Below are 12,936 nucleotides of genomic sequence, written 5' to 3' on the forward strand. Positions count from 1 at the left end.
TGTGTGGAGCAGCGCCTTAGTGCGCGCCGCGTGCGTCCTCATTCGCCTGGTCCAGCAGGTCCATGAACGTGCGCGCCGCATCGCGATCACGCTCGTCCTTGAAGGCGACGTCGAGGTCCGGTGCCTTACCAAGCATATAGAGCAGCGACCACATCGCGAACCGGCGACCTTTGTCGGTCTCGAGCCCGAACTCGACCTGCATCCTTTCGACGCCGCTGGCCATTGCTGCGGGTGAAACCGCTCCGAGATCATCGGTCCCGAAGAAGCGCCGCATCTGGTCGTCGAATTCCATTTAAGCCTCGCGTGGCGCCACGACCTCGAGCCATTCCGCGATTGCGGGCGGCACGCTGGCAGGACCTGATCGCAGGTCGTAGAGTTCGCTCTCGCCGAGCTGGACACGGCAAACGGTGAAGGCCTGCTTGAGATCCCGGCTGTTGTCCGTGAAGATCGCGGCATCGGCGACCTTGGACGCCGCTGCGATTGCGCGCTGGGTCTTGGGGAACCGCTTCAGCAACCGTTCCATCGGTACGTCATGCCCGTGTTCGGCAACCCGCGTCTGGACGCGCAGGATCGAAAGTTCGGCATTTGTCAGCCCGACAAAGAACAACAGAACGAAATAGCCCGCGCGCTGCATGTCCTCGATCAGGTCGATCTTCGAAAGCACGGTCCCGTCGGGCTGCTCCTCCCAGTACGAAAACACGGTCTCCATTGCGAAAGGGACCTTGGCCCCCATCGCATGGCCGACGAACGCTAGGACGCCGTCCTGCGCCACGCGCATCCAGCTTTCATCTGTATCGCGCAACGTCTGCGCCCACTCGTCGAGCGCACCATCGCTTCCTGGCTCCGGAAGGATCGAAAGCATCATGCGGTCCGCATTGATCAGCGGGATCTGCAACTGCCCGGAGAGCCGCTTGCGCCACATCGTCGACTTGCCAGAGCCGTTATGGCCCGCGAGAACGATCGCCAATGGCTTCTTGGTCTTCTGCTGTGCCGCGAGAATCTGTTCGACGGCCTCCGAAAGACCGGTCAATCGATGACCTCGAACGCACCGTTGACCAGACGCCCCCGATTGATGCGCCCGTTAAGCCGGCGAATAAACACGCCAGGCTCACCATCGGCCACCGAGAACTGCGGCACATCCTTCTTCGCGCGGATATCGACGCCCGGACGCTCGAGGCGCTTCACGACGCGCTCAAGCGCTGCCGTGCTGCGTTCGATGTTCTTCTTGACCAAACCGGCCGATGGCTTGTTGCCGCTGATGGTCACGCTGCCGAACTTCACCTTCGAGCCACGCGCGCCCTTGGTGCGAACGACGACATACTGGCCGTTAGTTCCGGTACGGGAATTGGTGCCTTGCTTCGCCATGATCTCAAGATAACCCTTCGGGTGAATTCTTGCCACCCCTGATTGCGTCGATGGCGCTGCGACGATGCGCGTTCAATCGAAGAACGACATCCCCCATCCAACCTGGCATCACTGGTCTGCCTTTGAGCAGCGCCTGCATATCCTTGTTATCGAGCCGGTCGGAGAGATGGGCAATGGCGTCGGCATCGACCTTATTCCGTCCGAGACTGGCCAGAAGCTGGACCACGCCGTTCGCCGTCTCCGATGCGTTACCCAGCACCGGTGCACGGCTGTGCTTAAGCGCGACACTACGGCCTGCAGCCATGCGCACGCGCGTTCGCCCCGTCGTCGCACAGCTCGGCTTCGCCGGTATCTGCGCCGAGAGGCCAAGCCCGTTCGCTGCGGTAGCAGCAGAGGGCGCGAGCTGGTCGCCGCTTTGCGCCGACACAGCGAGCGCGATCATCTCGGCGTCCGGTGTCAACGCGCCCAGCTTGTGGTGCAGCTTCGGATAATCATAGAGGCCGCGACCAACCCTGCGGACCTCGCCCGCTTGCGCGAGACGCGACAATGCCATGTCGACTGAGCCGCGAGTGCCGAAGTCGATGAAGTGCTTGGGCGTGAAGACCCACCCTCGCCCTTTCGCGCGAACGCGCCTCATGATCTTGTCGGCCACGGCGGACATGCTTTGATTGCTCCTTTCGTTAGAAACTAGCACAGGTTTTTCTAACGAACCATTGCTCCACGCACATCCCGAACTCGAGCATAATGAGCGGCCCCGTCAAGAGTGTCGCACTCGGTCCCGCGCGCCCTAGCGGGCTGCGCTCCTGCGGGTGCGGGGCTTCTTTCATTGGGCCGCCGGCACTCTCGCCTCCGCCTCCGTCGCCGTCCCGAGCCCGTGCTATGCACCGGGCCACGGGCCGACTGACTGTCTGCGGCGAGGGGTCCGGTTTTCGTGCTGGCCGCGCCGGGGCGGCGCAGCCAGGGCGCCCCGCTTTCAGCCTGAGTTCTGTCTAATCGAGTGTGCAAAGACGGGGCGCAGAGGACATGGCATTTTGCGGTTAACCCCGAACGCCCTGAAGGGGTTCGGGGGCAAAACCGTAATCTCTCTCTCATCTCGGTGGCTGAGCGAAATCAGCATCGCCATAGCATGACGCCTGGGTGATTGGCGGCCGTCAAGGATCGCGGGTGCCCCCCGATTTTGTCGCCCCTGCGGCTACGCCTTGGTTCAAAAAATCGGCTCCCCCCGCGCCCGCTCTTCGCGGCGGCAGCGCGGAGGCGCTGCCGTCCCTGACTGCCTGACTCCGGCGTCCTTCCGATGGGCATCTTTCATCAGTCCGATGAGAGACAATTCCTTTTGGAGGTTATCATGACGGACCGTTTCTCGAACTTCGCCGACCTTGCCGAACACTATGCGCGTGAAGTCGCCACGCCCGACTACGCCCGGGCATTCATGGAGCAGACCGAGTTTGCCAAGCTTTCGATCGAGCACGAACCGAGCAGCAGCGAAATGCCCGATCCCGAGGTGGCGCAGGCCGCGATCGAGATGATGCTGGCAACGGTCTTCGACCTGTTCCGCGACACCCGGATGGAAGACTTCGCCAGCGAAGTCGCCTGGGGGATCGCCAACAGCTTCCATGTGGTGGCGAAGCGGCTTGATGACCGCGAAGATGCCATGGCCAACAGGCTGCAGGAAAAGCTGCGCGAATACGATCCGAGCGAGGTCTATGCGACCGACCTTGAGGATCTCACCATGCAGGCCCGCAGCCTCGCCGAATGCCGCGACGCGATGGAATGCATGCGCGACCATGCCGCCCGGATCTACCTCGTCGAAACCGGCCGCCCCTTCTCACCGGTGCGCGGCTCGCGGGTCTCCTCGAAGACAAATGCCTCGATGATCGAAGCGCGCGATTATCTCGCGGCGCAGAAGGCACAGCGGCGCGAACAGTTCGCCCCGTCGGGCCCGGTCGTGGTGTTCTCGGGCGGGCAGCAGTTCACCGATATCGCGCTCGTAGAAGAATACCTCGATGCGATCCACGCGCGGGTGCCGTCGATGGCACTGGCGACGACGGCCCAGAACAAGGGCGCGGACGTGATCGCGGCAGCCTGGGCGTCGCGCCACAATGTCCCGGTGATCCTGTGCAAGCCCGATACCTCGCGGGGACCTTCGGCGCCTTATCAGCGCAATGTGCGGATGCTCGCATTCAAGCCGGTCGAGGCCGTGGTGTGCAGCGGCGGCGGCATCCAGGCGAACCTTGCCGACCGGCTGCGCGAGGCCTGCATCCCCTTGCATATCGTGCGCGACGCTTCGGCCCAGAATGAGGCTCCGGCGCAGCGCGCCAAGACCCCGGCGCATGCTGAGCGTCCGGCGATGAAGCGGGTGGCCAATGGAGACGATCTCCCGCCGTTCTGAGCAGGCGCGCAACCGTCCCAATCAACCAGAAGGGTGTCCGGTCTCACCGCCGGATGCCCTTCATTTTTGTCGCTCGGGACGCATACCTGGACGGCCCGGCTCGCTCGCTTCTTGGCCTCGCCAGTTACGGCCTGACGGCCTGCTGGCAGGGCCGCGAAGCCTTCGCATCGGCCGGGCGGGCGAGACCCGGGCCGGGGGCACCCGAGGTGCTGACCAACAGGGTTAAATACTCTCGCAGAATTCCAAGTTTGATGGCCGCCATTGGCCCGCGTCAAGAAGGGCGGTTCCCCCAATTTTTTCGCCTGAAGAAGACGAAAAAATCGGCTCCCCCACCCCCGCTGCGCGGCGGTCCGCGCAGCGGCCCGTTCCTGACCCGGACCAAGCTCGGCCATCCTTGAGGAGACCTCTTCAATTCCTTTGACAGGAGGCTCACATGAACGCTCTTACCAAGACCCTCGAAATCCCGGCTTTCGACCCGATCAGCTATGACGCGGCAGTACGCGCCGCTACTATCCGGGCCCAGCACAGCTTCTTCGACCAGCACGTCATCGAGGACGAGTTCGGTTGCTTCCTCGCCATCGACGAAGGCGACTACAACGCCTTGCCGCAGGACCTGATCGACCGGATCGTCCATTCCGTCCCCGGCATGATGGCCGACGACTTCGACGAGGCGAACATCGCCCGTGCCGCAAGCTTCATGAGCGTGGTGATGGATCCCGAATGGGATGCGGACTGCCCGTTCTGAAATGACCATCGGCCGCAGCGCCGGAGGGCTCCGACGAGGGGCTCTCCGGCCCCCTTTTTTGCGCGTCCGGATAAAGCACAGCCGGGGCATCGAACCCCGACTGCGCTGGCCTTTTGCAAGGCCGGTTTCAGCTTGCCCGAAGGCGTTTCTCGGCTTCGTCGAGACCGAGCTTAGCGAGAGCGGCGAAGAAGCCTTCGACCCTCTCGAACGGCGCCTTGCCGAGAACCGATTTCTGCATCAGTTCAACGCTTGCCGCCCGCTCGCTGTCACGCAGTTTCGCCTCGCGCGCTTCCAGCGCTTGACGCTCCTTTGCGATCGATGCTCGTTCCGCTTCGAGACTTCCTTTCCTGGCCATGATGATACCTCGTGGGTTGGTGCTGAAACCTCCCGCGCGCGAGGATCGTCATCCTGGCCAGCTTGGCAAGCCCCCTGCCCCAATCGCCGCGTCTGAGCTTACGAAAGTCGAGCGATCCGGCGGCCTCAGTTGCCGCCGAGGGGGCGTAGAAAGCCCCCACAGGATTCGGGCAAAACCACCAAAACCCGCGAGCCATCAAATCTACGGGATCAAGGGGAAGAGGTGCACACCCTACACGGAGGTCCGTTTAGAAGAATGGCGGAATTCCGTTAGTGTACAGGTGATGCGGAATGATGCGCTTCGTAATACAGCGAGGTGCACTCGTCCGAACCGCCTGAATTTCCGCGATTTGATCGGTATTACAATGTAATACGCGAGCCTTGAGTCAGGCCCTTGCTTGCCAAGGGTTCGATGATCGCCTAGAACTGTCTTCGCGCAATTCCCGCCGGGCCCTTTTCGAAGGGTTTGGCGATGTCAGAAACAGTCCTGATTACGGTCCGGCTTCCGCAAGGCTTGGCCGATGCTGCGCAGACAGCGGCCACTGCAAAACAGGTCTCCCGTTCCAACCTGCTGCGAATCGCCCTGGAGCATTTCCTGGGCACAGTGTCGGGCAGTTCCGAACAGGAGCGGCGCAGGCAGTTTTCGGCCGAGTATCTCTTCCTCGTCGCCGACCTCATCGTCCAGCGCCAATACCCCGATGCCCATGACGCGCTGATCACTGAAGCAGAGGCGCGGATGGAGGCAGTCTGTGCCGCGTCCTGACACCTGGTCGGACCGGGCGCGCCCGGGCAAACTCCAGCACCATTCGGCGCGCGGCAACATGCCCCGCAATGCCGGCGATTTCACCCGCGGCTCGCAGCTCATCACGCACGAATTCATGATGTGGTTCGCCTCGGCGAAGATGCCGCTGCTGGTGTGGTTCTTCACCTTCTTCGTGTCGCTCTCGATCGTCCTCGCCCTGCTCCTCCACGAGCATGAAGTGCAGATGATCCTGATGCGGATCTATGCCGCCGGATGGAGCTTCATGGAGTTCAATCCGCGCAAGATCCTCAACCTCACCCTGCCCTCGGGCGAAGTGGTGCGCGCGCCTGTCGCGATGGTCGCCACGCACCCGGATGTCGTGATCGCGTGGAACAAGCTCATGCGGGCAATCTGGGGTTCGCTGTTCATCTCGCTGTTCGTCGCCGTGCCTATTTCGGTATGGTTCGTCGACTTCTCGAAGCGGCGCGGCAAGTCGATCCTCGAAGAGCGCCACCAGCGCGGGGCGATGCTCGTCGATGGGCCGGAGCTTGCCGCGGTCATCAACGCCCACAACCGCGACATGCTTGGCGCGGAAGTCGCCCAGCAGCTGCCCGGCAAGACGCTCCAGCAAGTCATCGCCATGCCGCTTGTCGAGCGCAAGGCTGCGGGAATCCACCACGCCTATTCGATGGCCGATGTGCCCTTCCCCTGGCGCACCGAACAGGCCCACACGATCATGATCGGCTCGACCGGGACCGGTAAGACCACCCAGATGCGCGCGCTCATTGCGCAGATGCGCGCACGGCGCGACCGGGCGGTCGTATTCGACCTCACCGGTGCCTACGTCGAAGCCTTCTACAACCCCGACACCGACACGATCCTCAATCCGATGGACGAGCGCTGTCCAAGCTGGTCGGTATTCGCCGAAGCCAAGAACCACGCCGACTTCACGGGGATTGCAGCCGCCCTTCTCCCGGCCGATGGCGGCGGCGCCGAACCCTTCTGGATGCTCGCGGCGCGCACGCTGTTCGTCGAGACTTGCATCAAGCTGATCAAGCTCGGCGAGGCGACCAACCAGGCATTGGCGAGCCGGCTGATGATGGCGGACCTGAAAGAGGTCCATAAGCTTCTCGAACACACCGTTGCCGATCCGCTGACCGCGCCTGAAGCGGCCAAGATGGCGGAATCGATCCGCGCGGTCTTCAACACCAATGCCCAGGCCTTGCGCTTTCTTCCCGAGGGCAAGGAGCCCTTCTCGATCAGCGACTGGATCCGCGCCGAGGACAAGCCCGGCGCAATCCTGTTCATCACCTCTTCGCACAACGAACTGGTGCTCAACCGGGCGCTCTTGTCGCTGTGGATGAACCTTGCGGTCCATACGCTGATGCGCCTGCCGCGCACGCGCGATCTTCGCACCTGGTACTTCTTTGACGAGGTCCATGCGCTGCACCGCCTGCCGGCAATCGAGGATGGCCTGCAGACCGCGCGCGGCTTCGGCGGCGCCTTCGTGCTCGGCATTCATTCATTCGCCAAGCTTGCCGAGACCTATGGCAAGGAGGGCGCGCAGAACCTCGCCTCGCTGGCGCGCACCAAGCTGATCCTCGCGGCCGCCGATCGCGACACCGCCGAGCACTGCTCGGACTACATCGGTCACCGCGAAGTGCGGATGATGGATGAGGCCTACAGCTACGGCTATTCCAACATCCGCGACGCCGCCACGATCACCCCGCGCTCGGAAGTGCAACCGCTCGTCCTGCCCGATGACATCATGAAGCTACCTTCCTTGCGGGGCTTTCTCGTGTTCCCCGAAGGCTTCGATGCGGCGCGGATCAAGCTCACTTACAAGGACTATCCCAAGGTCGCCGAAGGCTATGTCCTGCGGCAAAACGTTGAGCCCATTGAGTTCATGCGCGAGGCGCAAGGTGACGAGGCCGAAGAGGCAGGCGGCCGCGAGACCAAGGACGAGCTTGAACTGGCCCGAGATAGGGCCCCGGAGGAGGCAGCGGCACGAAGCAAAAAGGCCCCGCCAACGCAGGAAGAATTGAACTTCGCTGCGGCGCAGCCAGTCGGCCCGGTCGAACTCCCGGTGTCGAGTTTGGGACGCTCGATGATCGTCAGCCAGCAGATCGCGGGCGGCCCCTCCCAGCCCCACGCCCGCGATCCCGAGGCTGGACCCAAGTCGGTCCAGCAAGCGGCCAAGCCTGCGCCCCAAAGGCAAGCGCAAGCCAACCGCGAACTCAACGAAGCCATCGACGAACGTGGCGCTGGCAGCCGCGGCAGGGAAGGCGCGAAGGAGGCCGAAATCGAGAGCCCTGCGCCCGACGACGGCGGGTTGGAGATGTAGGCCATGCACTCGATCGCATCCGTCAGGTCGTCGAGCGGCGCTGCCGACTACTTCGCCAACGACAACTACTACTCGGCCGATGAACACGCGGAAGCAGGGGTCTGGGGCGGCGAAGGAGCGCGCGCACTTGGGCTCGAGGGGCAAGTCGAGCGGGATGCGTTCGAGGGCATCCTCAATGGGAAGCTGCCCGATGGCGAGATGGTCGGGCAGGTCGAAGGCCGGCGCCTGGGTCTCGATCTCACCTTTTCGATGCCCAAGTCTGCCTCGATCCTGGCGCTGGTCAGCGGCGACCGGCGGATTCTCGATGCGCACCTGGCGGCGGTCAAATCGACCATGTCGCAGCTGGTCGAAAAGCAGTTCGCCGAGAGCCGCAACTATGAGCGCAGCCGCAGCGGCGAACCCCAGAAGACCGGTAATCTCGTCTATGCCCTGTTCGCCCACGACACGAGCCGCGCGCTCGATCCGCAAGGCCATATCCACGCCGTCGTCGCCAACCTGACCTGCGACCCCAAAGGCACCTGGAAGGCGCTGTGGAACGGCGAGATCTGGAAGAACAACACCACGATCGGTCAGTTCTATCACGCTGCATTCCGCGCGCAGTTGCAAAAGCTCGGCTACGAGACCGAAGCTTCAGGCAAGCACGGTTCGTTCGAGATCAAGGGCGTGCCTGCTGAGGTCATCAAGGAGTTCAGCCAGCGCCGCGAAGACATTCTGACCAAGGTAGAAGAATTGGGCATATCATCGCCCAAGGGACAGGACCGGGTCACCGTCACCACGCGCGATCCCAAGCTCGCGGTCGAGGACCGGGCAGGCCTCATACAATCGTGGCAAGATCGTTCGGCCCAGCTTGGCTTCGACGGCAAGGCGCTCATTGCCGAGGCCAAAGCGCGTGCCGACATCGAGGCAAAACCAACCTTCCGCGAGACGGCAACGGCTGCGATCGGCGAAGTCGCGACCCGGATCAATGCCGCGCTGCGCACCCCAAGTCCGCTTGCTGTGAGCGGGGCCGCAGCATTGTTTCTGTCGGCCGACACCATCAAGGCACAGCACGCCACCGCTTCGGCCATTCGTCATCTCTCAGAGCGCGAAGCGGCATTTTCGCCGCAGGCAATCCTGGCGAGCGCGCTGGGGTTCCAGATCAAGGGCCTCGAGGGCGGCGCCGTCGTTGCGCGGATCGGCGAGCTCATCCGTGACGGGCACCTCATCCCCGGCAAGTCCGACCGGCTCGACGGGCACTCCGATCTCGTCACTACGCCGGCCGCGCTGGCGATGGAGCAGAAGATCCTCGACACCATCGACCGTGGGCATGGCGAGGGCCGTGCCTTCATGCCGCCCGAGGCGGCGATGGAGCGACTGCAGGAGGCCGCGCGCGAACTGGGGCGCGAGCGCGCCGGGGTGGATAGCTGGCAGCTCAACGAAGGCCAGCTCGCGGCGGGCGTGGCGATACTCTCAGGGAGAGATCGCTTCCTCAACGTCCAGGGCGTCGCCGGTGCCGGCAAATCCACCTTGCTTGGCGCGCTCGACAAGGTGCTGGACGCGCAAGGGGTCAAGCTCGTCGGGCTCGCCTTCCAGAACAAGATGGTCGCTGATCTTCGCGGTGTTGGCAGCGGTGGCGGCGGCCAGGGCATGTCGACCGACCAGATGCGCGAGGCAGGGATCGAGGCCTACACGATCGCCCGTTTCCTCAATACCTACGGTTCGGCGGCGGCTGCAGGTAGCGGCGAGCGCTACGAGGCGGCCAAGGCGGCGCTCGCCAACACCGTCATCATTACCGATGAAAGCTCGATGGTTTCCTCGCGCGACATGCTGCGCCTGGTGACGCTCGCCGAGCAACTCGACCTCGCCAAGGCGCCGTTCATGGGCGACCGCCAGCAATTGTCAGCGATCGAGCAGGGCAAGATGTTCGCGGTCTCGCAGGCCTCTGGGCAGGCGACCGTGCGGATGGACGAGAACATCCGCCAGAAGAATTCGCCGCTCCTCCTCGCTGTCGCGGGGCTCTCGAACGAGGGCCATGCCGGTCTCGCACTCGACCTGCTTGCCGCGCACGGCCGCGTGATCGAGGCGGGCCCAGAACATGTCGCCCGCGCCGCAGAACTGTGGCTGTCCCTCGACCCCGACAAGCGCGGGGCGACCGCGATCTTCACCGCGGGGCGTGACGATCGCGCCGAGATCAACGCGCGGGTTCAGGCGGGCCTGCTCAAGGAAGGGACCCTCAGCGGCGCGGGCGTGCCGCTCGCCACCCTGCAAAGCGTCAACGCCACCCGCGAGGAGCTGCGGTTCGCCTCGACCTACCGGGCCGGTCAGGTGCTCGAGGCGCGGATGGAGGTGCGCGAGATCGGCCTCAAGGCCGGCGAATACCGGGTGAGCGAGGTGCGCAAGGACGGCAAGGTCGTGCTCGAGCGCGATGGCCAGCGCAAGGTCATCGATCCTGACCAGATCAATCCCGACCACCGCTTCGACCGGCTCGGGCTCCATGAAGCGAAGCAGATCCGCCTCCACGATGGCGAGACCGTATTCTGGCGCGAAATGGACGCAGCCCGGGACATCGCCAAGTCGACCTATGCCACCGTGCTCGAGGCGCGGCCGGAAGGTATCCGGGTCGAACTTGCCAACAAGCGGCAGCTGGTGCTGACCCCCGGCGATCCGATGCTCCGCCGGCTCGACCTTGGCTATGCGCTCAACGCTCACATGGCGCAGGGCATGACCAAGCCGCAGGCGATCGAGGTCATCTCCTCGACCCAGCGCAACCTTGCCACCCAGCGCACGCAGAACGTTCTCAACACCCGCGCCACCGACGACATGACCGTCGTCACCAACAACCTCGAAGGCCTGAAACAGCAGCTCGACCGCACGCCGGGCAACAAAACCTCCGCGCTCGAAGTGACCGGCAAGGTCGAGGTCGAGCCGCGCCACCACAATCCGATCGACACCAGGCAGGTGCCGGATCTCAAGATGAGCCCCGAACTCAAGGCCAAGCTCGATGCCGTGCTGGGAACCGCCCCGGAGCCGCAGGTGCGCCAGCTCCCGGTTCCGGAAAAGACGCTGGGGCTCGACCTTTGAAGGCGTGGCTCGCCTTTTCTCCCGACGCCGCGAGCCGCGTGTTCGACCGCGCGCAGGCGACTCTGGTCTGGCTGGCGGTGCTGGTTTTCTTGTCTTCCGAGCCGGCGGTGCGCGGCCTGGCGATCGCCGCGATGCTCGCCGTCGCACTGGCGGCAACGGTGGTCGCGCTCCTCGCCGAGGCCGCCCCATCCCTTCCTCAATCGCCGGCCCCTCCCCCGGCTGCCCATTCTGGAGAATGACCATGGCCTACGAGCATGACGAAATCGGCGACTTTGCCAGCGAGCGCGACGCGCAGGACTGGGCCGAGCGCAACAACATCGATCCATCAGATCTCCACTTCCGCGCCCGCGGCAAGCGGGGTGTCACCCTGAGCGTGCGCCGGTCGGCGCTTGGGGATTCATCGCAAGCCGACCTCTCGTTTGGTCGGCGGACCGGCTTTTTCTGAAAAACCAAGGAGACCGAAGATGAAGCGTTACCTCTATCTCGCCCTGCCGTTGCTTGCGGTGACGGCCACCCCTGCCCTCGCAGCGGATGCGAGCCCACAGGCCGCGGCTGTGACAGCTATGTCGGCCGCGGTCGCCCAGCGGGCAACCGACAGGGAGGCTATGACCGAGCAGGTCCGCCAGAAGCTCGCGCGGCTGCGCGACGCGCTCGAAGCCCGCAAAGGGGATGCCAAGGACAGTTCGCCGCGCGCCCAGCATGAGGCGCAGGGCCTTTGTTCGGATTGCCCGGACGAGGACACGCACGCCCATCATCATTCCGTCAGCGAAGGGAGCAAAGTCGACTGCATCGAGTGTGTCGACCGCGCAGTCTACGCCTGATCGGGAAGGTGCGGTCCGGGTCACCTCCCACCGGGCCGCGCCCACCCGCTCATTCATTGTCGACCGGTTGGGCGCTGCAGTCGCCACGCACAAACCAGGAGAGATCCAATGCTCGCTACTGCCGATGCCCCGCCCACCTCCGTCGCTCGCAATAGGCGGCGCAAGGCGTTATGGCAGCCACGCGCTGACCAGACGCGCCTTGCAGCACGGGTCGCCGAGATCCTCAGGACCTCGAGCCATGCCTATCTTGAGGCCCCCACCGGATCGGGCAAGACCCTTACTATGGCGCTTATCGGCGAGCTCCGCGCAGAGAAGACCAAGGTCTACCTTGCGCATAGCGTTGATATCGTTGACCAGACTTCCGGTCAGTTTGATGCATTCGCTGCCGCTGGCGTGATCTCCAACCGCGCGTCATGGCGTTGCACAACGTGGCAATCCTATCGCGAAGCAGTCCGGCGAGGCCGGCTCCAGGAACTCGTGGGCACGGCTTCGCCCGATCTGGTTTTTGTCGATGAATGCCATATCGGCGGCGGCGATGGGCCGGACAGCAATGTCTCCTTTCAGGCAATCCGCGCGACAGCAAGGAAAGTCGTCTGGGTTTCGGCAACTCCCTGGGACGTCAACGAGGCGGTACTTGGAGTTCGGGAGGGTTGCTCTGCGGTCCTGCGAATGCAGGAGGCGTTCAATCTCGAACTGCTCAATGCGACGGACATTGTCCGGATCGACTGCGGTCTCAGATTGCGAGCCGCGGTCGCACAGTTGGAAAGGAGCTCGGGGACCGCCTTTTCGTCGCTTGCGAGGCAAAGCTTCGTAGTTGAGCAAGATTGTGCCGAGCTCGCCTATGATGACCTTTCTGGTCAGGTCGAAAAGTTGCTCGACCGCTCGCTGCGTCCATCTGACGTTTCGACCATTGTGCGCCATCGCATCCGCCTTCTCGCCGACGTCTATCTGCAGCGACATATGTCCGAACGCGCGATGTTCTGGCTGCCCAATCAGACCTATGCTCGTGAATGTGCGCAATACATCGCCGACCGGCTCCCGAGCGGGGAACGCGCCGAAGCCATCATCCATGATCACGGCAATAGCGTCGCCGAAATGGAATACGGTATTGCGGCG

14 protein-coding genes are annotated in these 12,936 nt (G+C 63.9%); 9 read left to right on the plus strand and 5 right to left on the minus strand.

All coding sequences use genetic code 11. The annotated features are described in order from the left end of the window. Nucleotides 1-16: 16 nt before the first annotated feature. The 4 genes from B0I00_RS15615 to B0I00_RS15630 are packed head-to-tail and all read right to left on the minus strand — an operon-like array spanning nt 17 to nt 2,026. A complete protein-coding gene (locus B0I00_RS15615) occupies nt 17-292 on the minus strand; it encodes a hypothetical protein (protein ID WP_100868335.1) in 276 nt (91 codons plus the stop codon). After that, complete coding sequence (locus tag B0I00_RS15620) at nt 293-1,030, minus strand: zeta toxin family protein (protein ID WP_100868336.1); 738 nt, start codon at nt 1,028-1,030, stop codon at nt 293-295. Beyond that, the gene (locus B0I00_RS15625) at nt 1,027-1,365 is read right to left on the minus strand and encodes a hypothetical protein (RefSeq protein WP_232730306.1); all 339 of its coding nucleotides are present in this window, start codon (nt 1,363-1,365) and stop codon (nt 1,027-1,029) included. Before B0I00_RS15625 ends, B0I00_RS15620 begins: the two co-directional genes overlap by 4 nt. Nucleotides 1,366-1,369: 4 nt before the next feature. After that, a complete protein-coding gene (locus tag B0I00_RS15630) occupies nt 1,370-2,026 on the minus strand; it encodes a DUF6088 family protein (protein WP_100868337.1) in 657 nt (218 codons plus the stop codon). 684 nt (nt 2,027-2,710) lie between these two features. Between B0I00_RS15630 and B0I00_RS15635 the strand changes: the two genes are divergently transcribed. Both B0I00_RS15635 and B0I00_RS15645 read left to right on the plus strand, forming a co-directional pair. After that, the gene (locus tag B0I00_RS15635; RefSeq protein WP_198519275.1) at nt 2,711-3,754 is read left to right on the plus strand and encodes a DUF2493 domain-containing protein; all 1,044 of its coding nucleotides are present in this window, start codon (nt 2,711-2,713) and stop codon (nt 3,752-3,754) included. Between the two features lie 433 nt (nt 3,755-4,187). Then, the gene (locus B0I00_RS15645) at nt 4,188-4,499 is read left to right on the plus strand and encodes a hypothetical protein (protein ID WP_100868340.1); all 312 of its coding nucleotides are present in this window, start codon (nt 4,188-4,190) and stop codon (nt 4,497-4,499) included. Between the two features lie 127 nt (nt 4,500-4,626). Here B0I00_RS15645 and B0I00_RS15650 read toward each other — a convergent pair whose 3' ends face one another. Then, a complete protein-coding gene (locus B0I00_RS15650; RefSeq protein WP_100868341.1) occupies nt 4,627-4,854 on the minus strand; it encodes a hypothetical protein in 228 nt (75 codons plus the stop codon). Nucleotides 4,855-5,367: 513 nt separating this feature from the next. On the opposite strand from B0I00_RS15650, the gene B0I00_RS15655 reads away from it, so the two are divergent. The 7 genes from B0I00_RS15655 to B0I00_RS15685 form a co-directional block, all read left to right on the plus strand. Continuing rightward, nucleotides 5,368-5,616, plus strand: a complete 249-nt coding sequence (locus B0I00_RS15655; protein ID WP_232730307.1) for a CopG family transcriptional regulator — start codon at nt 5,368-5,370, stop codon at nt 5,614-5,616. Next, the gene (locus tag B0I00_RS15660; RefSeq protein WP_100868343.1) at nt 5,603-7,939 is read left to right on the plus strand and encodes a type IV secretion system DNA-binding domain-containing protein; all 2,337 of its coding nucleotides are present in this window, start codon (nt 5,603-5,605) and stop codon (nt 7,937-7,939) included. Before B0I00_RS15655 ends, B0I00_RS15660 begins: the two co-directional genes overlap by 14 nt. A 3-nt stretch (nt 7,940-7,942) precedes the next feature. After that, nucleotides 7,943-10,999 (plus strand): MobF family relaxase, encoded by a 3,057-nt coding sequence (gene mobF, locus B0I00_RS15665; protein ID WP_100868344.1) that lies wholly within the window; start codon nt 7,943-7,945, stop codon nt 10,997-10,999. Further along, nucleotides 10,996-11,238, plus strand: a complete 243-nt coding sequence (locus B0I00_RS15670) for a hypothetical protein (RefSeq protein ID WP_100868345.1) — start codon at nt 10,996-10,998, stop codon at nt 11,236-11,238. Before mobF ends, B0I00_RS15670 begins: the two co-directional genes overlap by 4 nt. Next, nucleotides 11,235-11,444: a hypothetical protein gene (locus B0I00_RS15675; RefSeq protein WP_408635256.1), complete on the plus strand. Its 210-nt coding sequence runs from the start codon at nt 11,235-11,237 to the stop codon at nt 11,442-11,444. Before B0I00_RS15670 ends, B0I00_RS15675 begins: the two co-directional genes overlap by 4 nt. A gap of 19 nt (nt 11,445-11,463) precedes the next feature. Continuing rightward, nucleotides 11,464-11,820: a hypothetical protein gene (locus tag B0I00_RS15680; protein ID WP_100868346.1), complete on the plus strand. Its 357-nt coding sequence runs from the start codon at nt 11,464-11,466 to the stop codon at nt 11,818-11,820. Nucleotides 11,821-11,928: 108 nt separating this feature from the next. After that, the coding region (locus tag B0I00_RS15685) for a DEAD/DEAH box helicase (protein ID WP_198519276.1) at nt 11,929-12,936 on the plus strand (1,008 nt) is incomplete at its 3' end.

The sequence above is a fragment of the Novosphingobium kunmingense genome, from assembly GCF_002813245.1.
Classification (GTDB): Bacteria; Pseudomonadota; Alphaproteobacteria; order Sphingomonadales; family Sphingomonadaceae; genus Novosphingobium; species Novosphingobium kunmingense.

What these genes read in the sequence shown, in the direction of transcription:
- B0I00_RS15630 (WP_100868337.1), bottom strand. Translation starts at nt 2,026, where the DNA reads ATGTCCGCCGTGGCCGACAAGATCATGAGGCGCGTTCGCGCGAAAGGG.
- mobF (WP_100868344.1), top strand. Translation starts at nt 7,943, where the DNA reads ATGCACTCGATCGCATCCGTCAGGTCGTCGAGCGGCGCTGCCGACTAC.
- B0I00_RS15680 (WP_100868346.1), top strand. Translation starts at nt 11,464, where the DNA reads ATGAAGCGTTACCTCTATCTCGCCCTGCCGTTGCTTGCGGTGACGGCC.
- B0I00_RS15625 (WP_232730306.1), bottom strand. Translation starts at nt 1,365, where the DNA reads ATGGCGAAGCAAGGCACCAATTCCCGTACCGGAACTAACGGCCAGTAT.
- B0I00_RS15645 (WP_100868340.1), top strand. Translation starts at nt 4,188, where the DNA reads ATGAACGCTCTTACCAAGACCCTCGAAATCCCGGCTTTCGACCCGATC.
- B0I00_RS15650 (WP_100868341.1), bottom strand. Translation starts at nt 4,854, where the DNA reads ATGGCCAGGAAAGGAAGTCTCGAAGCGGAACGAGCATCGATCGCAAAG.
- B0I00_RS15635 (WP_198519275.1), top strand. Translation starts at nt 2,711, where the DNA reads ATGACGGACCGTTTCTCGAACTTCGCCGACCTTGCCGAACACTATGCG.
- B0I00_RS15675 (WP_408635256.1), top strand. Translation starts at nt 11,235, where the DNA reads ATGACCATGGCCTACGAGCATGACGAAATCGGCGACTTTGCCAGCGAG.
- B0I00_RS15615 (WP_100868335.1), bottom strand. Translation starts at nt 292, where the DNA reads ATGGAATTCGACGACCAGATGCGGCGCTTCTTCGGGACCGATGATCTC.